Annotated in this window: 20 protein-coding genes; 7 read left to right on the top strand and 13 right to left on the bottom strand. The window is 71.7% G+C overall.

What is annotated here, in order from left to right; translation table 11 throughout:
- Positions 1-20: 20 nt before the first annotated feature.
- The 6 genes from hflX to miaA all read right to left on the bottom strand — a co-directional run bounded on the left by hflX (position 21) and on the right by miaA (position 8,332).
- Positions 21-1,514: a GTPase HflX gene (hflX, locus tag ABT085_RS25400; protein ID WP_351612210.1), complete on the bottom strand. Its 1,494-nt coding sequence runs from the start codon at positions 1,512-1,514 to the stop codon at positions 21-23.
- A gap of 175 nt (positions 1,515-1,689) precedes the next feature.
- Positions 1,690-3,216 carry a M1 family metallopeptidase gene (locus ABT085_RS25395; protein WP_351612207.1) on the bottom strand — a complete coding sequence of 509 codons (1,527 nt, stop codon included), beginning with the start codon at positions 3,214-3,216 and terminating at the stop codon, positions 1,690-1,692.
- A 130-nt stretch (positions 3,217-3,346) separates the two neighbouring features.
- Entirely contained in the window at positions 3,347-5,521 is a 2,175-nt protein-coding gene (locus tag ABT085_RS25390; protein WP_351612204.1) for a RelA/SpoT family protein, read from the bottom strand.
- Positions 5,522-5,818: 297 nt separating this feature from the next.
- On the bottom strand, positions 5,819-6,712 hold the full coding sequence (gene dapF / locus ABT085_RS25385; protein WP_351612200.1) for a diaminopimelate epimerase: 894 nt from the start codon (positions 6,710-6,712) through the stop codon (positions 5,819-5,821).
- Positions 6,713-6,781: 69 nt separating this feature from the next.
- Positions 6,782-7,285 (bottom strand): hypothetical protein, encoded by a 504-nt coding sequence (locus ABT085_RS25380; RefSeq protein ID WP_351612215.1) that lies wholly within the window; start codon positions 7,283-7,285, stop codon positions 6,782-6,784.
- Between the two features lie 108 nt (positions 7,286-7,393).
- Entirely contained in the window at positions 7,394-8,332 is a 939-nt protein-coding gene (miaA, locus tag ABT085_RS25375; RefSeq protein WP_351612194.1) for a tRNA (adenosine(37)-N6)-dimethylallyltransferase MiaA, read from the bottom strand.
- 204 nt (positions 8,333-8,536) lie between these two features.
- Here miaA and ABT085_RS25370 point away from each other — a divergent pair, with 204 nt between their 5' ends.
- Complete coding sequence (locus ABT085_RS25370; RefSeq protein WP_351612191.1) at positions 8,537-8,713, top strand: hypothetical protein; 177 nt, start codon at positions 8,537-8,539, stop codon at positions 8,711-8,713.
- A gap of 25 nt (positions 8,714-8,738) precedes the next feature.
- The gene (locus tag ABT085_RS25365) at positions 8,739-9,011 is read left to right on the top strand and encodes an antitoxin (protein ID WP_351612188.1); all 273 of its coding nucleotides are present in this window, start codon (positions 8,739-8,741) and stop codon (positions 9,009-9,011) included.
- Between the two features lie 121 nt (positions 9,012-9,132).
- Here the strand turns inward: ABT085_RS25365 and ABT085_RS25360 are convergent, their stop codons facing one another.
- The 4 genes from ABT085_RS25360 to ABT085_RS25345 form a co-directional block, all read right to left on the bottom strand.
- Complete coding sequence (locus tag ABT085_RS25360) at positions 9,133-9,846, bottom strand: class III extradiol dioxygenase subunit B-like domain-containing protein (RefSeq protein ID WP_351612186.1); 714 nt, start codon at positions 9,844-9,846, stop codon at positions 9,133-9,135.
- A 128-nt stretch (positions 9,847-9,974) separates the two neighbouring features.
- Positions 9,975-11,507 carry a tRNA (N6-isopentenyl adenosine(37)-C2)-methylthiotransferase MiaB gene (gene miaB / locus ABT085_RS25355; RefSeq protein ID WP_351612184.1) on the bottom strand — a complete coding sequence of 511 codons (1,533 nt, stop codon included), beginning with the start codon at positions 11,505-11,507 and terminating at the stop codon, positions 9,975-9,977.
- A 100-nt stretch (positions 11,508-11,607) separates the two neighbouring features.
- The gene (locus tag ABT085_RS25350; protein WP_351612181.1) at positions 11,608-12,303 is read right to left on the bottom strand and encodes a response regulator; all 696 of its coding nucleotides are present in this window, start codon (positions 12,301-12,303) and stop codon (positions 11,608-11,610) included.
- Entirely contained in the window at positions 12,300-13,232 is a 933-nt protein-coding gene (locus ABT085_RS25345; RefSeq protein ID WP_502982803.1) for a HAMP domain-containing sensor histidine kinase, read from the bottom strand. The genes ABT085_RS25350 and ABT085_RS25345 overlap by 4 nt, the downstream gene beginning before the upstream one ends.
- 249 nt (positions 13,233-13,481) lie before the next feature.
- Here ABT085_RS25345 and ABT085_RS25340 point away from each other — a divergent pair, with 249 nt between their 5' ends.
- Positions 13,482-13,967, top strand: coding sequence for a cation:proton antiporter regulatory subunit (locus ABT085_RS25340; protein ID WP_351612175.1), 486 nt, complete (start codon positions 13,482-13,484; stop codon positions 13,965-13,967).
- 2 nt (positions 13,968-13,969) lie between these two features.
- Positions 13,970-15,220, top strand: coding sequence for a cation:proton antiporter (locus ABT085_RS25335; protein ID WP_351612172.1), 1,251 nt, complete (start codon positions 13,970-13,972; stop codon positions 15,218-15,220).
- 203 nt (positions 15,221-15,423) lie between these two features.
- Here the strand turns inward: ABT085_RS25335 and ABT085_RS25330 are convergent, their stop codons facing one another.
- Positions 15,424-15,831 carry a pyrophosphohydrolase domain-containing protein gene (locus ABT085_RS25330; RefSeq protein WP_351612169.1) on the bottom strand — a complete coding sequence of 136 codons (408 nt, stop codon included), beginning with the start codon at positions 15,829-15,831 and terminating at the stop codon, positions 15,424-15,426.
- Between the two features lie 121 nt (positions 15,832-15,952).
- Between ABT085_RS25330 and ABT085_RS25325 the strand changes: the two genes are divergently transcribed.
- Positions 15,953-16,951, top strand: coding sequence for a TAXI family TRAP transporter solute-binding subunit (locus tag ABT085_RS25325; RefSeq protein WP_351612166.1), 999 nt, complete (start codon positions 15,953-15,955; stop codon positions 16,949-16,951).
- Here ABT085_RS25325 and ABT085_RS25320 read toward each other — a convergent pair.
- Both ABT085_RS25320 and ABT085_RS25315 read right to left on the bottom strand, forming a co-directional pair.
- Positions 16,941-18,347, bottom strand: coding sequence for a sensor histidine kinase (locus ABT085_RS25320; protein ID WP_351612164.1), 1,407 nt, complete (start codon positions 18,345-18,347; stop codon positions 16,941-16,943). The two genes, ABT085_RS25325 and ABT085_RS25320, sit on opposite strands and share 11 nt — an antisense overlap.
- Before the next feature lie 10 nt (positions 18,348-18,357).
- Positions 18,358-19,044, bottom strand: a complete 687-nt coding sequence (locus ABT085_RS25315) for a response regulator transcription factor (protein WP_351612212.1) — start codon at positions 19,042-19,044, stop codon at positions 18,358-18,360.
- Between the two features lie 295 nt (positions 19,045-19,339).
- Between ABT085_RS25315 and ABT085_RS25310 the strand changes: the two genes are divergently transcribed.
- Both ABT085_RS25310 and ABT085_RS25305 read left to right on the top strand, forming a co-directional pair.
- Complete coding sequence (locus ABT085_RS25310; RefSeq protein ID WP_351612162.1) at positions 19,340-20,116, top strand: amino acid ABC transporter ATP-binding protein; 777 nt, start codon at positions 19,340-19,342, stop codon at positions 20,114-20,116.
- Between the two features lie 89 nt (positions 20,117-20,205).
- Positions 20,206-21,054 (top strand): glutamate ABC transporter substrate-binding protein, encoded by an 849-nt coding sequence (locus tag ABT085_RS25305; protein WP_351612159.1) that lies wholly within the window; start codon positions 20,206-20,208, stop codon positions 21,052-21,054.
- The last annotated feature ends 141 nt before the right edge of the window (positions 21,055-21,195 follow it).

The raw sequence follows: 21,195 nt of genomic DNA, 5'->3' as shown, positions 1-21,195 counted from the left end.
GCGGGCCTTCGCGCGGTCGGTCAGAGTGCGGGAGCGGGCACGTACGGCGCGAGGTCCGCCGCGAGCTCCTCGTGCACCCGGGCCTTGAGCAGGGTGCCCTCCGGGGTGTGCTCCTCGGAGATCACCTCGCCCTCGGAGTGGGTGCGGGCCACCAGCTTGCCGTGCGTGTAGGGCACGAGCGCCTCGATCTCGACCGAGGGCCTGGGCAGCTCGCTGTCGATCAGCGCGAGCAGCTCCTGGATGCCCCGGCCGGTACGGGCCGAGACGGCGATGGAGCGCTTCTCGATCCGCATCAGCCGCTGGAGCGTCAGCGGGTCGGCCGCGTCGGCCTTGTTGATCACGACGATCTCGGGCACCTGGGTGGCGCCGACGTCCCTGATCACCTCGCGTACGGCGGCCAGCTGCTCCTCCGGGACCGGGTGCGAGCCGTCCACCACGTGCAGGATCAGGTCGGCGTCGCCGACCTCCTCCATGGTGGAGCGGAACGCCTCGACCAGGTGGTGCGGCAGGTGCCGGACGAACCCGACGGTGTCGGCCAGCGTGTACAGCCGGCCGCTCGGCGTCTCGGCCCGGCGCACGGTCGGGTCCAGGGTCGCGAACAGGGCGTTCTCGACCAGGACGCCCGCGCCCGTGAGACGGTTGAGCAGCGAGGACTTTCCGGCGTTGGTGTAGCCCGCGATGGCGACGGACGGCACCTTGTTGCGGCGTCGCTCCTGCCGCTTGATCTCGCGGCCGGTCTTCATCTCCGCGATCTCCCGGCGCATCTTCGCCATCTTCTCGCGGATCCGGCGCCGGTCCGTCTCGATCTTGGTCTCACCGGGACCACGGGTGGCGAGGCCGCCGCCCTTGCCGCCGCCCATCTGGCGGGACAGCGACTGACCCCAGCCGCGCAGCCTGGGCAGCATGTACTGCATCTGCGCGAGCGCGACCTGCGCCTTGCCCTCTCGGGACTTCGCGTGCTGGGCGAAGATGTCGAGGATCAGGGCCGTACGGTCGATGACCTTGACCTTGACGACGTCCTCGAGGTGGATCAGCTGCCCCGGGCTGAGCTCACCGTCGCAGATGACGGTGTCCGCGCCCGTCTCGAGGACGATGTCGCGCAGCTCCTGGGCCTTGCCGGAGCCGATGTAGGTGGCGGCGTCGGGCTTGTCGCGGCGCTGGATGACGCCGTCGAGCACGAGCGCTCCCGCCGTCTCCGCGAGGGCGGCGAGCTCCGCGAGGGAGTTCTCGGCGTCGGTCACGGTTCCGGAGGTCCAGACACCGACGAGCACGACCCGCTCCAGCCGGAGCTGGCGGTACTCGACCTCGGTGACGTCCTCGAGCTCGGTGGAGAGGCCTGCAACGCGGCGCAGGGCCGCGCGCTCGGAGCGGTCGAACTGATCGCCGTCCCGGTTCCCGTCGATCTCGTGGCTCCAGGCGACGTCCTCTTCCATCAGGGCATCGGCCCGAAGACCTTCGGGGTAGGCGTGCGCGAAGCGCTTGGTGTCCTGGGAAGAGGAAGAAGAGGAGGTCATTGGATCCTTACGTCGATCGTGATTCGGGTTCGGCGACGGAGCGCGATCCGTCACACCTCACAACGTTCGAGTACCCCGGGAGATTCCCGGCCACTCGTGAACAAGGAGGGCGGACCGCCCGGCGCGCCGCCGGCCCGACGATGGTCGCACGGCACGAGCCGTGCCGTCATCCGTGTTATCGCGCGCCGTGCCGCCCGGTGGGAGCGGGGGCCGGCGCTGCGGCCGGCGCGGTGGACTTCCAGTCCCGGTGGCCCGGCATCGGCGGGGTCTTCTTCCCGTAGAGCCACGCCTTGAAGAACCCGCTCAGGTCACGTCCCGCGACGTCCGAGGCGAGGTGTACGAATTCGGCGGTGGTGACGTTGCGGTCCCGGTGGTTCTGCGCCCAGATCCGTTCCAGGCGCTCGAAGCGCTCGCTGCCGATCTTCTGGCGCAGGGCGTAGAGGACGAGGGCGGCGCCGTCGTAGATGTTGGGCCGGAAGATGCCGATCTTCTGGCCGGGGTCGGGCCGCTTGGGGGCCGCGGGCGGTCCGCCGGCCGCGCGCCAGCGGTCGGAGGCTGCGTAGGCCGCCTTCATCCGGGCCTCCATCGGCTTGTGCGCCTTCTCCTGCGCGTAGAGGGACTCGTACCAGGTGGCGTGTCCTTCGTTGAGCCACACGTCGGACCAGGTGCGAGGGGTGAGGCTGTCGCCGAACCACTGGTGGGACAGCTCGTGGACCATGACCGACTCGACGTACCACTTGGGGTAGGCGGGAGTGGTGAAGACGTCCCGTTCGAAGAGGGAGAGGGTCTGTGTCTCCAGTTCGAAGCCGGTGGAGGCCTGGGCCATGAGCAGACCGTAGGTCTCGAAGGGGTAGGGCCCGACCTTGCTCTCCATCCAGGCGATCTGGTCGGGCGTCTTCTTGAGCCACGGTTCGAGCACGGCCCGGTCCTTGGTGGGCACGACGTCCCGGACGGGCAGTCCGTGCGGCCCGCGGCGGTGCAGGACGCTGGAGCGGCCGATGGACACCTGGGCGAGCTCGGTCGCCATGGGGTGCTGGGTGCGGTAGGTCCAGGTGGTCGCCCCGCCCACCCGGTCGACCCCGGTGGGGATCCCGTTGGCGACGGCGGTGTAGGCGTTGGGCGCGGTGACCCGGATGGTGAACATCGCCTTGTCGGACGGGTGGTCGTTGGACGGGAACACCAGGTGGGCGGCGTCGGCCTGGTTGGCCATGGCGAGTCCGTCCGCGGTCCGCACCCAGCCGCCGTCCTTGCCCTTGACGGCCCGGGGATCGCTGGTGTGCCGCACGGTGATGCGCATCCAACTGCCCGCGGGCAGCGGTGTCTCGGGAGTGATCACCAGGTCGTCGCCGGCGGTGGTGAAGGGGGCGGGCAGTCCGTCGACCTCGACCGACCGTACCGTGCCGTGGGCGAAGTCGAGGTTGACGCGGTCCAGCGAGGCGGTCGTCCAGGCGTCGATGGTCGTGACGGCCTGGAGCGGCTTGTCGTTGCGGCCGGGATAGGTGAAGGAGAGGTCGTACGACGCCACGTCGTAGCCGGGGTTGCCCAGGTACGGGAAGAGGCGGTCGCCGACGCCGAGCGGGGCCGGCGGGGCGCTCGCGGCGACGAGGCAGACGGAGACGGCCGAGGCGAGCAGTGCTGCCGTCAGCCGTCGGGGGGCCCGGGTACGCGGCCGGGAAGCCCGGATGCGGAGGGTGTGCGACATGCACCACGGCTACCAGCGCATGCATGCACGATGGTGACGGCGCGCGTCGAACCCACCCGAACGGGTAATTCAGGAGCATTCGGGCTGTGGTGGGGCGCGACGAGGTGCGGTGCGGCGCGGCCGAGTGTATTCAGATCGCCGGCGCGTGATGCTGGGCGCGGCTCACGTCGAACACGCCGGGCACATTGCGCATCGCCCGCATGAGGGCGGGCAGGTGGGCCGCGTCGGCGAGTTGCAGGGTGTAGGTGTGGCGTACGCGCTGCTGGCTCGGGGGCTCCACGGTCGCGGAGACGATCTCGGCGCCTTCCTGGGCGATGGCCTCGGTGAGGTCGGCCAGGAGGTGGGGGCGACCGAACGATTCAGCGACCAGGGTGACCCGGCACGCGGTGGTGTCCCCCCAGTGCACGCCCATCTCGGGGCGCCCCGCGTCCTTCATGCGCGTCACCCCGGCGCACTCCACGCGGTGCACGGTCACCACTCCCCCGCGTACGGCGAAGCCGGTGATCTCGTCGGGCGGTACGGGCGTACAGCAGCCGGCGAGTCGTACGGTGGCGCCGGGCAGGTCGACCACGGCACTCGCGGCGGGGCGGGACGCGCCACCTGCGGCGACGGGTCCGCCGGACGCGCCCGGCGCGGTTCGCGCGCTCCCGGCGTCGGCCTCGTCGCGGAGTTCCGTGTCGTCCTCCTCGCTCACCGGGTGTGCGGCGAGCCATCGCTGGATGGCGATCCGGGCGGCGGGCGTGTGTGCGTGCTCCAGCCATTTCCTGGAGGGCTCGGAGGCCGGGTCCTGGCCCATGAGCAGCTGGACGGTGTCACCGTCCTTGAGGACCGTGCTCAGCGTCGCCAGCCGGCCGTTGACGCGGGCGCCGATGCACGCGTGCGCGTCCTCGCCGTACTGCGCGTACGCGGCGTCGACGCAGCTGGCGCCCTCGGGCAGGCCGAGCGCGCCGCCGTCGGGCCGGAAGACGGCGATCTCGCGGTCCTGGGCGAGGTCCTCGCGCAGGGTGGACCAGAAGGTGTCGGGGTCGGGCGCGGCCTCCTGCCAGTCCAGCAGGCGGGAGAGCCAGCCGGGCCGGGTGGGGTCGACGCGCTCGCCGTCGCTGACGGCCTGCTCCTCCGCGGGCGGAGCGTACGGATTGCCGAGCGCGACGACTCCGGCCTCGGCGACCTTGTGCATCTGGTGGGTACGGATGAGGACTTCGACGACCTGGCCGTCCCCGCGTGCCACGGCGGTGTGCAGCGACTGGTACAGGTTGAACTTGGGGACGGCGATGAAGTCCTTGAACTCCGAGACGACCGGGGTCATGCAGGTGTGCAGTTCGCCGAGCACGGCGTAGCAGTCGGCGTCCTCGTTGACGAGGACCAGCAGCCGGCCGAAGTCCGCGCCGCGCAGCCGGCCGCGCTTGCGGGCGACGCGGTGCACGGAGACGAAGTGCCGTGGCCGGATGAGGACTTCGGCCTGGATGTCCGCCTCGCGCAGGACCCCGCGTACCTCGTCGGCGATCTCGGCGAGCGGGGCGTCGGGGCGGGCCGCGTCCTCGCTGATCAGTTCGCGGGTGTGGCGGTACTCCTCGGGGTGGAGGATCGCGAAGACGAGGTCCTCCAGTTCGGTCTTGAGCGCCTGGACGCCGAGCCGCTCGGCGAGCGGGATGAGGACGTCCCGGGTGACCTTGGCGATGCGGGCCTGTTTCTCGGGGCGCATGACGCCGAGGGTGCGCATGTTGTGCAGCCGGTCGGCGAGTTTGATCGACATCACGCGGACGTCGCTGCCGGTGGCGACGAGCATCTTGCGGAAGGTCTCGGGTTCGGCGGCGGCGCCGTAGTCGACCTTCTCCAGCTTCGTGACGCCGTCTACGAGGTAGCGCACCTCCTCACCGAACTCGTCCCGCACCTGGTCGAGCGTGACCTCGGTGTCCTCGACGGTGTCGTGCAGCAGTGAGGCCGTCAATGTCGTGGTCTCGGCGCCGAGTTCGGCGAGGATGAGGGTCACGGCGAGCGGGTGGGTGATGTACGGCTCACCGCTCTTGCGCATCTGGCCGCGGTGCGAGGACTCGGCGAGCACGTAGGCGCGGCGCAGCGGTTCCAGGTCGGCGTCGGGATGGTGGGCGCGGTGCGCCTCGGCGACATGGCTGATCGCGTCGGGCAGCCGGTCGCGGGAGGCGGGGCCGAGCAGCGCGGCCCGGCCGAGGCGGCGCAGGTCGATCCGGGGGCGGGCCCTCTTGCGCGGCGCGACGGGCGCGGCGGGAACGGCGACGGTCGGCGTCACCGGGCCTGGGGTCGCGGGGTTCGTGGCCTCCGCACTCATGGGCACCTCCGGCTGCGTGGACCGGCGGACGGGTGCCCCATGGCGGGCACGGCTCGGGGGATGACGACGATCCCCCGTCCGAACCGGTGCTTGATGCTACCGAGCCCACCACGTGCGGCCGACCGTCTCTCGCCGAGCGTGAAACGGATCACCCATTCGAGCGATGAATGCGAGGTTTACGCTTTCACGCCAAGCGAGTTGAGATCGGCCGTGCTTTCGTACGCACGTCTGTCGCTCAGGTGGACACATCGCGCGCACGGCGGGTTCCGTGACTGGGATGCCAAGCCCGCCACCTGCTCAGCCGACCACGTTTTCCAGCCACTCCGCGTCGATCTCGCCCTCGGCGACGATCACCGCGGGACCGGTCATCTCGATCTCTCCGTCGGGCCGCTCGGTGATCAGCAGCCGTCCGCCGGGCACGTCGACGGTGTACGTCGCCGGAGTTCCGGTCACGGCCGGGTCGGCGCCGTCCCTGCGCGCGGCCGCCACGGCGACGGCGCACGCGCCCGTGCCGCACGAGCGGGTCTCGCCGACACCGCGCTCGTGGACGCGCATCGCCACGTGGCCCGGGCCGCGGTCGGCCACGAACTCGACGTTCACCCCGTGCGGGTAGGCGGAAGCGGGGTGGAACGGCGGCGGGGCGTACAGGTCACCGGCGTGCGCCAGGTCGTCGACGAAGGCGACCGCGTGCGGGTTGCCCATGTTCACGTTCCGCGCGGGCCAGCTGCGCTCGCCGACGGTCACGGTGACGTCCCCGTCGGGGAGGACCGCCTTGCCCATGCCTACGGTGATGTCGCCCGCGGCCGGACCGCCGTCGGCCGCCGCCTTGGCGATGTGCACCGTCTTCACGCCCCCGCGCGTGGCCACCGCGAGGTCGCCCTCGGTGACCAGGCCGGCGTGCTGGAGGTAGCGGGCGAACACCCGCACGCCGTTGCCGCACATCTCGACGATCGAGCCGTCACCGTTGCGGTAGTCCATGAACCACTCCGCCCGGTCCGCCAGCGCCCTGGCCTCCGGGTGCGCGGCGGAGCGCACCACGTGCAGCAGACCGTCGCCGCCGATGCCCGCGCGGCGGTCGCACAGGGCGGCCACGGTGGCCGCGGGCAGGTCGATGACATTGTCGGGGTCCGGAACGATCACGAAGTCGTTCTCGGTGCCGTGACCCTTGAGGAAGGCGATCCGCGAGCTCATCCCTCGATCGTACGGGGTGGGCCTGACACTCCGACGGCGGCGGGGCCGCCGCCCGACGGGGACAGCGGGTCAGCGCAGCCGGGCGACGCGCCAGACGGCGAGGGCCACGACCGCGGCGACCAGCACCACGTACATGAGCACCATCCGCCAGTCGGGCCGGCGTCCGGAGCCACGGGCGGGCAGTCCGGGCCAGGTGTGTCCGACCCGGAGCGCGGCCATCATGCCCCAGCCGGCCGCGCAGGAGCAGATCAGCAGGCCGAGCATGGCGATCACCGCGCCGCTGTCGCCGAAGTCGAAGGCGAGCGGGAAGGCGAACATCAGGGAGCCGGTCGCGGCCAGGGCCACGATGGGCGCGAGCTGCCAGATGCGCAGCCGTCGCTGCGGACGCAGCTCGACCTCGACCTCGGGCCCGCTCGCGAACATCTCCTCGGGCTCGGGACCGTCGGCGGTCACACCGCCCTGGATCTCGTCGGGGCCGTCGGGACTCAGCCGATCCACATCCTGCTCCGCATCACCACGGTCGATGATGACGGGCTCGGTGTCTCGTGCGGTGTCGCGAGGGCCGGCCTCCATCGCCACGCGCCCTCCCAACTCGGACTCCACTTGGTCGATCGAAGCTCGATGATGGCATGACGCAACAGGCCTGGATGACGGCCTGGGCGTCCCGATGCCATCACGTGATCAGGCTGTAACCGGTCGTTCGACCAACGCCAGCGCAAGCCGGGGAAGTTCTGTGAGATCCGCCGCAGCCCCACTCAACCAGTGCACCCGCGGATCGCGCCTGAACCATGAATCCTGACGGCGCGCGAAGCGTTTGGTGGCACGGACGGTCTCCGCACGCGCCTCGTCGTGCGTGCACTCCCCCGCGAGCGCGGCGAGCACCTGCTGGTACCCGAGCGCACGCGACGCCGTACGCCCCTCGCGCAGGCCGCGCGCCTCCAGCGCGCGGACCTCGTCCACGAGCCCCGCCTCCCACATCCGGTCGACCCGGCGCGCGATGCGCTCGTCGAGCTCCGGGCGGGCCACGTCGACGCCGATCTGCACGGTGTCGTAGACGGAGTCGTGACCGGGGAGGTTGGCGGTGAAGGGCTGGCCGGTGATCTCGATCACCTCCAGGGCCCGCACGATACGGCGCCCGTTGCCGGGCAGGATCGCCTGGGCCGCCTCGGGATCGGCGGCGGCCAGCCGGGCGTGCAGCGCGCCGGAGCCGCGCAGGGTCAGCTCCTCCTCCAGGCGGGCCCTGACCACGGGGTCGGTGCCGGGGAACTCCAGGTTGTCGACGGCGCCGCGCACGTACAGGCCGGAGCCGCCGACCAGGACCGGCCAGCGCCCCTCGGCGAGCAGCGCGTCGATCCGCTCCCGGGCGAGCCGCTGGTACTCGGCGACCGAGGCCGTGACGGTCACGTCCCAGACGTCGAGGAGGTGGTGGGGGACGCCGCCGCGCTCCTGCTGCGTCAGCTTGGCGGTACCGATGTCCATCCCCTGGTAGAGCTGCATGGAGTCGGCGTTGACGACCTCGCCGCCGAGCCGCTGGGCCAGGAAGACGCCCAGATCGGACTTTCCGGCCGCGGTCGGTCCGACGACGGCGATGACTCGGGGGGCGAGGGGTGCGCTGCTCACCGCACCAGTCTCGCAAACCTCAAGGCCTGCCTTCGAACGGGTTACGTGACGGCGTCCGTTCGGCGTCGTTGCCCGTTGCGGGACTCCGGCCGCCGGTTACGGGCGGCACCGACCCGGACGGCGCGATCGGACATGCCGGGCGACGCGGCGTTTCGTCCGCGCGAGTAACGTATTGAGTGAATATGGGCGTTTACGGATCGGCCCGTGACCCGGGCTGCGGGTCAGGTCGCGGGCCGGGCCGCCGAGGAGACCGGCAGGGAGTCGGCGGCCGCCGAGGAGCCGACCGAGGCGGCCGCGACCGGTCCCGAGGCGGCGCCACCCGCCGGAACTGCGGGACCGGAGCAGCCGCGGACCGCCGCCGGCGAGGGCGCCCGTAGGTAACCGCGCCGCGAGGGAAGGTGACCCCATGGGTCTGAAGGACAGTTTGATGGCCAAGATCGCCCCGGCGAAGGACAAGGTCTCCGACCTCGCGCACCAGCACGGGGGCAAGATCACGCACGGTCTGGACAAGGCCGCGAAGGTGGTCGACGAGAAGACCAAGGGCAAGTACAGCGACAAGATCCAGACGGGCACGGGCAAGGCCAAGGGCGCCATGGACCGGCTCGCGCACAAGAAGGGCCCGGAGACGGACGGCGGCGACCCCGCCACCCCGCCGGGGACACCTCCTCCGACCTCCTGAGACTCGCTCCCGGGTCTCCCGAGCCTCCTGAGGCAGAACGGTACGACGATCGGTGGACGGCCGCGGCGCAGCGTGCTCGCGGCCGTCCACCGCACGGGTGGGCCCGGCGGCCGTCAGCGCTCTACGACCACGCGGCGACCAGGTAGCCCACCCCGTACGGCGCGTCCTCGTACAGCAGCGCGCCGGAGAGTCCCGCGTCCTCGGCAGCGCCGGCCAGGACCTGCCAGGGAGCCCGGCCCGAAGCCTTGAGCTCGTACGCCAGGTCGGCGTCCAGCGCCTTGACGGCGGCGACGTCCGCCGCCCCCAGGGCACGCGCGGCCGCCGCGTCGAACGGCTCCGCCCGTGCGTCCAGATAGCCCGGTGCCTTCACCGTCCGGCATGCGCTGCCGTCGCCCATCACGAGCAGCGCGAGCCGCTCCCCGTCGGCGACGAGGTTCCGGCCCGCCTCGACGCACCGCTCGGCCGCCAGGGGCTCCCCGACGCCGAGTCCCTCGATCGGGGCGTCCGACCAGCCGGTCCGCTCCAGCAGCCACGCGGCCACGGCGAGGGAGGGCGGCAGCGGGCGCTCGCCGGGCCTTCCCGGGTCGCGGCCCAGCGTCACGCCGAGATCCACCCCGAAGCCGCGGAACGAGCCCCGCGCGCCCTCCGGGTAGGGGCCGCGCGCGGCCTGTTCGGCGGGTCCGACGACCACGAGCCGGTCCGGCCGGGCGGCGGCGAGCACTCCCAGCGCGTCCACGCAGGCGGCACGGGCGGCGTCCAGTTCGGGCGCGGCACCCGCGGCGACCTCGGGTACGAGCAGGGGCGGGGCAGGGCAGACTGCGGCGGCGACGAGCATGATCCGCAGGGTAGCCGAGCGCTCACAGGACCCGGCCGCACCGTTCCGTGCCCGCTGCTTCCCGGCCGCCCCGCCTTCGCGCCCGGCCGGCCGCCGACCCATCGCCGGCCGGCTGAACCCTCCCGCGGTCAGTCGCAGCCGCAGCCGCTGCCCGTGGCCACCGGAAGCGGCGCCGGCGCGCCGATCTTCGGCAGTCCGAGCATGACGCCGGCCGACGGAGCCGCGGCCTTCTCGACGTTGCGCTTCTCCCAGGCGTCGCCCGCGCGCGTGCGCCGCACGTCGAGCGTCGGCCCCTCGGCGAGGAGGTGGTGCGGGGCCGCGTACGTGATCTCGACCGTGACCACGTCACCGGGGCGGACCTCCTGGTCCGGCTTGGTGAAGTGGACCAGGCGGTTGTCGGGGGCGCGGCCGGACAGACGGTGGGTGGCACCGTCCTTGCGGCCCTCGCCCTCGGCGACCATCAGTTCGAGGGTGCGGCCGACCTGCCTCTTGTTCTCCTCCCAGGAGATCTCCTCCTGGAGCTCGACGAGACGCTCGTAGCGGGCCTGGACGACCTCCTTGGGGATCTGGTCGTCCATGGTGGCGGCCGGGGTGCCGGGACGCTTGGAGTACTGGAAGGTGAACGCCTGCGCGAACCGTGCCTCGCGCACCACGTGCATCGTCTGCTCGAAGTCCTCCTCGGTCTCGCCGGGGAAGCCCACGATGATGTCGGTGGTGATCGCGGCGTGCGGGATGGCGGCACGGACCTTCTCGATGATGCCGAGGTAACGGTCCTGCCGGTACGAGCGGCGCATCGCCTTCAGCACCGGGTCCGAGCCGGACTGGAGCGGCATGTGCAGCTGCGGCATCACGTTCGGGGTCTCGGCCATGGCGGCGATGACGTCGTCGGTGAAGTCACGCGGGTGCGGGGAGGTGAAGCGGACGCGCTCCAGGCCCTCGATGCTCCCGCAGGCCCGCAGCAGCTTGCTGAAGGCCTCGCGGTCGCCGATGTCCGAGCCGTACGCGTTGACGTTCTGGCCGAGCAGGGTGATCTCGCTGACGCCCTCGCCGACCAGGGCCTCGATCTCGGCGAGGATGTCGCCGGTGCGGCGGTCCTTCTCCTTGCCGCGCAGCGCCGGGACGATGCAGAAGGTGCAGGTGTTGTTGCAGCCGACGGAGATCGACACCCAGGCCGCGTAGGCGCTCTCGCGCCGGGTCGGCAGCGTGGAGGGGAACGCCTCCAGCGACTCGGCGATCTCGACCTGCGCCTCCTCCTGCACGCGGGCGCGCTCCAGCAGGACGGGCAGCTTGCCGATGTTGTGCGTGCCGAAGACGACGTCCACCCAGGGCGCCTTCTTCACGATGGTGTCGCGGTCCTTCTGCGCGAGACAGCCGCCGACGGCGATCTGCATGCCGGGGCGCTTCGTCTTCATCGGCGCGAGGCGGCCGAGATTGCCGTAGAGCCGGTTGTCGGCGTTCTCGCGGACGGCGCAGGTGTTGAAGACCACGACGTCCGCGTCACCGTCCGAGCCCTCGGGGGCGCGCACGTACCCGGCGTCTTCGAGCAGCCCGGACAACCGCTCGGAGTCGTGGACGTTCATCTGGCACCCGTAGGTGCGGATCTCGTAACTCTTGGTTCCTTCGACGTCCACTGCGAGGCTCCGGTCGCTGCTGCTGCTCATGCCTCCAGGGTAGGCGGTGCCGACAGCGGTCCCGCCCGGGTGTTCCCGGGGCAGCCGCCCCCGGAGGCAGCGTGTGGGCCGGGGAAGCTCCGCGGGCCGGTCACGGGTCGATGAGGCCCGCCCGGATCGCGTACCGCGTGAGCTCCAGCCGGTCGCGCATCCCCAGCTTGTGCAGCAGGTTGGCCCGATGGCGCTCGACCGTCTTCGCGCTGATGAACAGCAGTTCGCCGATCTCCTTCGACGTGTGCCCCTCGGCGACGAGCTTGAGGATCTCCTCCTCCCGGTCGGTGACGACCCGCTCGGGCAGGCCGTCGCCGCGGTGCAGCCGCTCCAGGTAGGAGCGGACGAGGGCCCGCTCCGCGCCCGGGTAGACGAACGGTTCGTCGCGTACGGCCGCCCGGCAGGCCTCGACCAGGTCACGGTCGGCCACGGACTTCAGGACGTAGCCGACGGCACCGGCCCTGAGCGTCTCGAAGAAGTACTCCTCGTTGTCGTACATCGTCAGGATCAGGATGCGCAGGCCGGGCAGCCTGCGGGAGAGCTCGCGGGCCGCCTGGAGCCCGGTCATCCGGGGCATCGCGATGTCGAGGACGGCCAGGTCGATGTCGCCCCTGCGGGCGCGGGCCACCGCCTCGGCGCCGTCGCCGGCCTCGGCGACCACCGTGAGGTCCGGTTCGCTCTCCAGAATGAGGCGCACGCCACGCCGTACGAGCGTGTGGTCGTCGGCGAGCAGCACCCGGATCGGAGCGCCGGGCTGCGTCGGAGGCGTGGGAGGCGTCGGGGCGTGGTGGCTCATCGGGGGACCCGCAGCCGTATGTCGGTGCCGCGCCCGGGCGCGGGTGTCAGGGACAGCGTCGCGCCGATCAGCAGGGCCCTCTCGCGCATCCCGCGGATCCCGGCGCCCTCCCGTCCTTCCGCCAGGCCCGTGCCGTTGTCGCGTACGAGGAGTTCGACGCCGTCCGTGACGGGGTGCAGCCGGATCTCGGCCTGGTCGGCACCGGAGTGCCGGACGGTGTTGGTGAGGCCTTCCTGGGCGACCCGGTAGAGCACGAGTTCCGACTCCTCCGTCAGCGGGGGCAGCTCGCCGGCGACCCGGTGGCTCACCGTCACCCCGGGCGTGGTGAACTCCGCGGCGAGCGCGCGCAGGGCGCTGGCCAGGCCGAGTTCCTCCAGCACGCCGGGGCGCAGCCGGCGGGCGATGCGGCGGACCTCGTCGAGACCCGCCCGGGTCGCCTCCTGTGCCTGTCCCACCTCCGCGCGCAGTTCCTCGGGCACCCGGTCGGCGACCCGCTTGAGCTGGAGCAGTACCGCGGTCAGGGTCTGGCCGACCTCGTCGTGCAGCTCGCGGGCGACGCGCCGGCGCTCGCGTTCCTGCGCGGACAGCGCCCGCGCGGCACTGGTGGCGCGCTCGCGCTCCAGCCGGTCGAGCATCGTGTTGTACGTGGTGATCAGCGCCGCGGTCTCGGCGGGACCCGCGACAGGGGCACGCGGTCCCGGACGCAGCAGGTCGGCGGTGGCCATCGCGTTGCCGAGCCGGCGCAGCGGGGCGAGCCCGATCCGCAGCACGGCGGCGTTGCCCACCAGGAGGGCCGCGAGCCCCACGGCGACGACCAGTGCCTCACGCGGCAGCACCGGGGTCGACACGGTGACCGGTCCCAGCAGCAGCGCGGCGGCCACGGCCAGGCCCGTGGCGTTGAGCGAGAAGATCCGCCAGAACAGCGACAAGGTCCGGTACCCGCCTCTCACCATGTCCGCCGACCCGCTCCCACCACCAGGGCCTACCAGCTTCTCCGCCCCGCGCCGTCCCCGTACATCCGTCATGACACCCATATCGCCACCGTACGGGCGAATGGCAGCATGGCGGCTCCGGGGTCCCGCGCACGATCCGTCCGCCGGGCGGCCGGCGGGACCCGCGACGAGGTCCGTTGCCGTCGGCAGGACGGTCTACAAGAACGATCAGCGAGGGGAAGAAACGTGTCTGCTCCACGCCTCCGGGCGACGCCGCTGCCGGGCATCGGGGTCCAGTACGACCTGGTGACGCGGGAACAGCGCCACCTGTCCGTGGTGGCACACCGCGACGGCACCCGCACGGTGAACATGTACCGGACGGACGACCCTGACTCCTGCGCCCACTCGCTGCGGCTCACCGGCGCGGAGGCGGGAACCCTGATCGACGCGCTGAAGCCGTCCCACCACAGCCCGAACCTGCTGTACACCACCGACCTGGGCCTGGTGGCCGAGCGCATCGAGATCGCGGCCGGCTCGTACTGGAACGGGCGCCTGCTGGGCGAGACCCGGATGCGGACCGAGACCGGCGCGTCGATCGTGGCGGTGCTGCGGCGCTCCGGGGCCACCCCGTCCCCGGCGCCGGACTTCCGGCTGGCGGGCGGCGACACCCTCATCGTCATCGGCACCCGTGAGGGCGTCGACACGGCGGCGGCGATCCTCGGACGGGAGTGAGCGTGCACTCAGCGGTCCTGCTGATCGAGTTCGGTTCCATCATCCTCGCGCTCGGCCTGCTCGGCCGGGCGGCCGCCCGCTTCCGGATCTCGCCCATCCCCCTCTACCTGCTGGCCGGGCTCGCCTTCGGTGAGGGCGGGCTGCTGCCGCTCGGCGCGAGCGAGGAGTTCGTCGCCACCGGCGCCGAGATCGGCGTCATCCTGCTGCTGCTGATGCTCGGTCTGGAGTACTCGGCGAGCGATCTGGTCTCCAACCTCAAGGCCCACTACCCGTCCGGGCTGGTCGACTGCGCCCTCAACGCCCTGCCCGGCGCCGCGGCGGCCCTGCTGCTCGGCTGGGGCCCGGTGGCCGCGGTGGTGCTGGCGGGGGTCACCTGGATCTCCTCGTCCGGGGTGATCGCCAAGGTGCTCGGCGACCTCGGCCGGGTCGGCAACCGGGAGACCCCGGTGATCCTCAGCGTCCTGGTGCTGGAGGACCTGGCGATGGCGGTGTACCTGCCCATCGTCACGGCGCTGGTCGCCGGGGCGGGGCTGGCCGCCGGGAGCGTCACGCTGGCCGTCGCGCTGGGGGCCGCCGGGCTGGTGCTGTTCGTCGCGGTCCGCTACGGGCGGGTCGTCTCACGCTTCGTCTCCAGCGACGACCCGGAGAAGCTGCTGCTCGTCGTGCTGGGCCTGACCATCCTGGTGGCGGGCGTGGCGCAGCAGCTCCAGGTGTCGGCGGCGGTCGGCGCGTTCCTGGTCGGCATCGCGCTGTCCGGGGAGGCCGCGGAGGGCGCGCACACGCTGCTGAGCCCGTTGCGCGACCTGTTCGCCGCCGTCTTCTTCGTCTTCTTCGGTCTGCACACGGATCCGGCGAGCATCCCTCCGGTCCTGCTGCCCGCCCTCGTCCTCGCCGTCGTCACCGCGGCGACGAAGATCGCCACCGGGTACTGGGCGTCGTGGCGCGCGGGCATCTCGGTCAAGGGGCGCTGGCGGGCGGGCGGAGCGCTGGTGGCCCGCGGCGAGTTCTCGATCGTCATCGCGGGCCTGGCGGTCACGGCCGGCATCGAGCCGTCCCTGGGGCCGCTGGCCACGGCGTACGTCCTCCTGCTCGTCGTCCTCGGCCCGCTCACCGCGCGCTACACGGAGCCGCTCGCGACCTGGTGGAGCCGTCGCGGCGCGACCCGGCGGGCGCCCCTGGACGAGGCGGCGCGCGCGGCGGAGGACACGGCGGCGGAGGACGGCGCGCGGACCGGGACGACCGTGGGCGACTGAGTCCGGGCAGGACCGGGTGCGCGGGACCGACCCGCGGGGACCGACCCGCGGGGACCGACCCGCGGGGACCGACCCGCGGGGACCGGATACGCGGGGCCCGACACCCCGGGGCCGACACCCGGGACGGATACCCGGGGGCCGACGCACGGGGCCCGACACCCGGGGGCCGGCCGGATGCGCGGGTCCGGCCGGAGCGGAGCGTCTCAGGCGGCGCCGTCGGGCAGCCATCCCTGGCGGCGCAGCACGGCCGACACGTCCGGTGCCTCGTAGTGGTCGCCCTTCAGGACCTTGCCGTCCGCGCGGCGGGCGACCTGGCCGTCGGGGCCCAGCTTGGTCATGTTGGAGCGGTGGATCTCGGCGATCACCGCGTCGAGGTCGATCCCGTGGACGAGGGCCGTACCGTACGCCACGTAGACGACGTCGGCCAGTTCATGGGCGAGGCTGTCGAGCGGGCCCGCGACCGAGACCTCGGCCACCTCGGCGGCCTCCTCCGCGAGCAGTTCGCCCCGGTGGGCGGCGAGCTGCGGAGACACCTGGGTGGGGATGCTGCGGGCGTCCAGCCCGAAGGCGAGGTGGAACTCACGGACCAGATCGGCGGGCGAGGTGCTCATGCGCCCGACTGTACCGACCACCACCGACAGTCACGGCCGGGCCGGTCCCCGCCCCGCTCCCGCCCGGCCGGTCCCCTCGGCCCCTGGTCAGCACCGCGCCCGTGCTGGCAGGATCGCGTCCATGTCCAAGGTGATCCCCCGTATCGGCAGGCGCCGGGCCCTTCAGGGTGCGGCCGCCGGTTTCGTGGCCCTCGGGCTGCTGCTGTGGTGGCTGGTGCCGCTCGGTGAGGAACCGCCGGGCGGGACGATCACGTTCAGCACCGGTACCCGGAGCGGCGTCTACCAGGAGTACGGCCGGCTGCTGCGCAGCGAGCTGGACCGGGACATGCCCGACCTGACGGTGAAGCTGCGCACCAGTGACGGCTCGCAGGAGAACGTCGCGCGCGTGGCCTCCGGAGAGGCCGACTTCACCATCGCCGCGGCCGACGCGGTGGCGACGTACGAAGTGAACGGCGGCAAGGGTGCCGCCGGGCTGCGCGGGGTCGCCCGCCTCTACGACGACTACGTCCAGCTCGTCGTCCCGCGCGACTCGGACATCCACTCCGTGGCGGACCTGAGGGGCAGGCGCGTGGCCATCGGGCCGCCCGAGTCCGGGGTGCGGCTCATCGCCGACCGGGTGCTCGGGGCGGCAGGCATCGACGCGCGCAAGGACATCACCCCCGAGCCCGACGGCATAGGCACCGCCCCCGACCGGCTGAGGTCCGGTGGGATCGACGCCTTCTTCTGGTCCGGCGGCCTGCCGACGGACGGTGTGCGCAGGCTCGCCGAGGGCTTCTCCCTGCGGTTCGTGCCCATAGAACCCGATCTCGTGACGAAGCTGCACGGGACGGGCGACGTCACCCGGTACTACCGCGCCACCAACATGCCGGAGTCCGCCTACCCGACCGTGCAGAACGGAGCGGTCGTGCCGACGATGGCGGTGTCCAATCTGCTGATCACACGGGCGGACATGGACCCCCGGCTCACCGAGTGGGTCACCCGGACCGTGATCAAGAGCCGGGACGGCATCGGCGCGCACGTCCACTCGGCCCAGCTGGTCGACCTGCGCACGGCGATCTACACCGATCCGCTCCAGCTGCACGAGGGCGCCCGGCGCTACTACCGGTCGGTCAAACCGTAGGCTCCGACCTCGGGAGCGTCACCGTCACCCGCAGTCCGCGCGGCTCGTTGTGGCCGTAGGAGATCGTGCCGCCGCCGGCCGCCAGCAGGACCCGGGAGATCGACAGACCGAGACCGGATCCCTTGACGTTCTGGTGCCGGCCGCTGCGCCAGAAGCGGTCGCCGACCCGGCCGAGCTCCTCTTCGGTGAGTCCGGGGCCGTTGTCGGTGACGACGACGGTCGAGGTGGCGCCGTGGGAGGCGACGGTCACCTCGACGGTCTCGTCCACGGGCGTGAACTTCACCGCGTTGTCCATCACCGCGTCCAGCGCGCTGGACAGGGTGATCGGGTCGGCCCAGGCGGTGACGGGCGGGCAGTTGCCCACCAGCCGTACCCCCTTGGCCTCGGCCGTCGGTGCCCAGGCCGCGACCCGCTCGGCGGCCAGCGCGCCGATGTCGGTGAGCGTGAGGTCCGCGTCGGCATGCTCGGCGAGCGCCAGGTCGAGCAGGTCGTCGAGGACCTGCGCCAGGCGCTTGCCCTCGGTGCGGACGGAGGCGATCTCCGCGTTGCCGTCGGGCAGTTCGAGGGCGAGCAGCTCGATGCGCAGCAGCAGGGCCGCGAGCGGGTTGCGCAACTGGTGCGAGGCGTCGGCGACGAACGCGCGCTGCTGCTCCAGCACGTCCTCGACGTTGTCCGCCATCTCGTTGAACGAGCGGGCCAGCCTTCTGAGTTCCGGGGGTCCGCCGCCCACCGCGACCCGGGACTTCAGGCGCCCGGTGGCGATGTCGTGGGTGGTGGCGTCCAGGACCCGTACCGGCCTGAGGACCCAGCCGGTCAGCCGCAGGGCGGCGCCGACGGCCAGCAGCATCGCGGCGATCTCGCCCGCGCCGACGATCAGCCAGCCGTGCAGGATCCGGGCCCGCATCGCCCCGGTGGGCGAGTCGGTGACCACCACCGCGACGACGTCTCCGTCCCGGATGACCGGCGACGCGACCACGAGATGACGGCGCTGCCAGGGCCAGACCTGCTCCGGGTCGTGGCTGCGGCGGCTGAGCAGCGCTTCACCGAAGGCCTCCCGCACCTCGCCCGCCGGCGGGAGGAACCAGTCGGCGGGTGCCTGGGCCATGGGGGTGTCGGTGCGGTAGTACACCCCGGCACGAATGCCGTAGACCTTGTAGTAGCTGGCGAGTTCGTCGTTGAGCGTCTCCTTGCGCTCGTCCCGGTTCGTGGTACGCGAACCGCCGGGCACCTCGGTGACGAACTGGGCGAGGGCGGCGAAGCGCGCCGTGTCGTCGATACGGTCGACGACGACCTTCTGCTGCTGGGCCGCGGCCACGCTGATGGCCAGCGGGATTCCGAGAGCCAGCAGCACGGCCGCCATCAGGACGATGAGCAGCGGCAGCAGACGGGTGCGCAAGCCGTCCCCGCTAGGCGTCCGGGGCGACGAGCCGGTAGCCCACGCCGCGTACCGTCTCGATCAGGGCGGGCAGGCGCAGTTTGGCGCGCAGGGACGCCACGTGCACCTCCAGGGTGCGGCCGGTCCCCTCCCAACTGGTGCGCCAGACCTCGCTGATGATCTGCTCGCGGCGGAAGACGACACCAGGGCGCTGGGCGAGCAGCGCGAGCAGGTCGAACTCCTTGCGGGTCAGCGCGACCACCGAGCCGTCCACGCTGACCTGACGGGTGGGCAGTTCGATGAGTACGGGGCCCAGGCGCAGCGCGCTGTCGGTGGCGCCGGAGGCGTCCTCGGGCACGGTGCGCCGGCTGACGGCGTGGATACGGGCGAGCAGTTCACCGGTGTCGTACGGCTTGACCACGTAGTCGTCGGCACCGAGGTTGAGCCCGTGGATGCGCGAGCGCACGTCGGCACGGGCGGTCACCATGATCACCGGCGTGCCGGTGCGCTTGCGGATCTTGCCGCACACCTCGTAGCCGTCCTGGTCGGGCAGGCCCAGGTCCAGCAGGACCACCCCGAAGCCGGGGCCTTCGGGGACGAGCGCCTGGAGGGCCTCCTCCCCGCTGCGGGCGTGCGTGACCTCGAAACCGTGCCGCGCCAGGACCGCGGACAGCGCGGCGGCGACATGGTTGTCGTCCTCGACGAGGAGCAGTCTCACCCCCGCCCCCTCCGGTTCATCGGTCGTACGGCCTCGGTACGAAGTCGTCGGATAGATCACGTGCACGCGCGTGTGCACCATGGCAGTCACGCTGATGGACGACAACGGCGTCAAGGGGGTTCCGGCTCCGGGCACGTTCCGTTACCCGGCCGATACGCGCCCCGGGCGCAACTGCTACGACACGTGTCCGATTGCTATCGGATCGTGATGCTCAGATTCCCCTCAGATGTAATGACGCTGGTCGTACGGCATCACTACTGTCCTGCGAAACCGAGGAGGACGGAGCCTTGAAGCGATGACCGAAGTATCGGTGGCCGGGAAGGACGCGGCCGCGACCGACGAACTGGTCGTCCTGAAGAGCGTCAACAAGCACTTCGGCGCGTTGCACGTGCTCCAGGACATCGATCTGACGATCGCCCGCGGCGAGGTCGTCGTGGTCATCGGGCCCTCCGGGTCCGGCAAATCCACCCTGTGCCGCACCATCAACCGGCTGGAGACCGTCGATTCGGGCACGATCACGATCGACGGCAGGCCGTTGCCCCAGGAGGGGCGGGAGCTGGCCCGGTTGCGTGCCGACGTCGGGATGGTCTTCCAGTCCTTCAATCTTTTCGCGCACAAGACCGTGCTCGAGAACGTGACGCTGGCCCAGATCAAGGTCCGCAAGGCGAACAAGCAGCAGGCCCAGGAGAAGGCGCGGGCGCTGCTAGACCGGGTCGGTGTGGGCGCGCAGGCCGACAAGTACCCCGCGCAGCTCTCCGGCGGGCAGCAGCAGCGCGTCGCCATCGCGCGGGCTCTGGCGATGGACCCGAAGGTCATGCTCTTCGACGAGCCGACGTCGGCTCTCGACCCGGAGATGATCAACGAGGTGCTGGAGGTCATGCAGCAGCTCGCCCGGGACGGCATGACGATGATCGTCGTCACCCACGAGATGGGCTTCGCCCGCTCGGCCGCGGACCGCGTGGTCTTCATGGCGGACGGGCGCATCGTCGAACAGGCCGTTCCCGAGCAGTTCTTCAGCAACCCGCGCAGCGACCGCGCCAAGGACTTCCTGTCGAAGATCCTGCACCACTGACCGCGTCCGGCACGCCCGTCGTGCCCCCGATGACTCGCGTCACCCGCACCTGACGGCCCGCTTTCCCTCATCACCGAAGGATGTTCACCATGAAGCTCCGCAAGGTCACCGCCGCCTCGGCCGTCGTCCTCGCCCTCGCGCTGAGCGCCACCGCCTGTGGTGGCGACAAGAAGGACAACGACAGCAGCGGCTCCGGCTCCGGCGGCGGCGGCAAGATCAAGATCGGCATCAAGTTCGACCAGCCCGGTCTGGGCCTGCAGAAGCCCGACGGCACGTACGCCGGCTTCGACGTCGACGTGGCGACCTACGTGGCCAAGCAGCTCGGCTACACGCCCGACAAGATCGAGTGGGTCCAGACCAAGAGCGCCGACCGTGAGAACGCGCTCGCCCGCGGCGACGTGAAGTTCATCGCGGCCACCTACTCCATCAACGACGAGCGCAAGCAGAAGGTCGACTTCGCCGGCCCGTATCTGCTGGCGCACCAGGATCTGCTGATCAAGAGCGACTCGACCATTTCCAAGGGCACGGACCTCAACGGCAAGAAGCTTTGTTCCGTGACCGGTTCGACCTCGGCGCAGAACGTGCAGAAGACGATCGCTCCGGACGCGCAGCTCAAGGAGGTGAGCTCCTACTCGGAGTGCATCGCCGCCCTCCAGAGCGGTGCCGTGGACGCCGTGACCACCGACGACTCGATCCTCGCGGGCTTCGCCGCTCAGGACAAGTACAAGGGCCAGTTCAAGCTCGCCGGCCTGAAGCTGAGCAACGAGAACTACGGCATCGGCGTCAAGAAGGGCGACACCGAGACCGTCAACAAGATCAACGACGCCCTGAAGAAGATGGTCAGCGACGGCTCCTGGCAGAAGGCTGTCGACGCGAACTTCGGCCCGGCGAACTACAAGAGCGAGCCCGCCCCGACGATCGGCAACATCGTCAAGTGACGCGAGGCTCCGGCCGAGCAACGCAGGGTTCCCAGGACGCGCCGCCACCCGCCACCTGACAGGGCGGGGGGGGGGCGGCCCACCCCCCAACAACGACCCCCACCCCCGAGACGCGGCGATCGTGTGGGTATATAGTGTATG

Origin of the sequence: Streptomyces sp. NPDC002265 (assembly GCF_040296125.1) — a bacterium.
Taxonomy (GTDB): domain Bacteria; phylum Actinomycetota; class Actinomycetes; order Streptomycetales; family Streptomycetaceae; genus Streptomyces.
The sequence above is the reverse complement of the archived record's forward strand: the minus strand, read 5'-3'. Positions and strand labels throughout refer to the sequence as shown.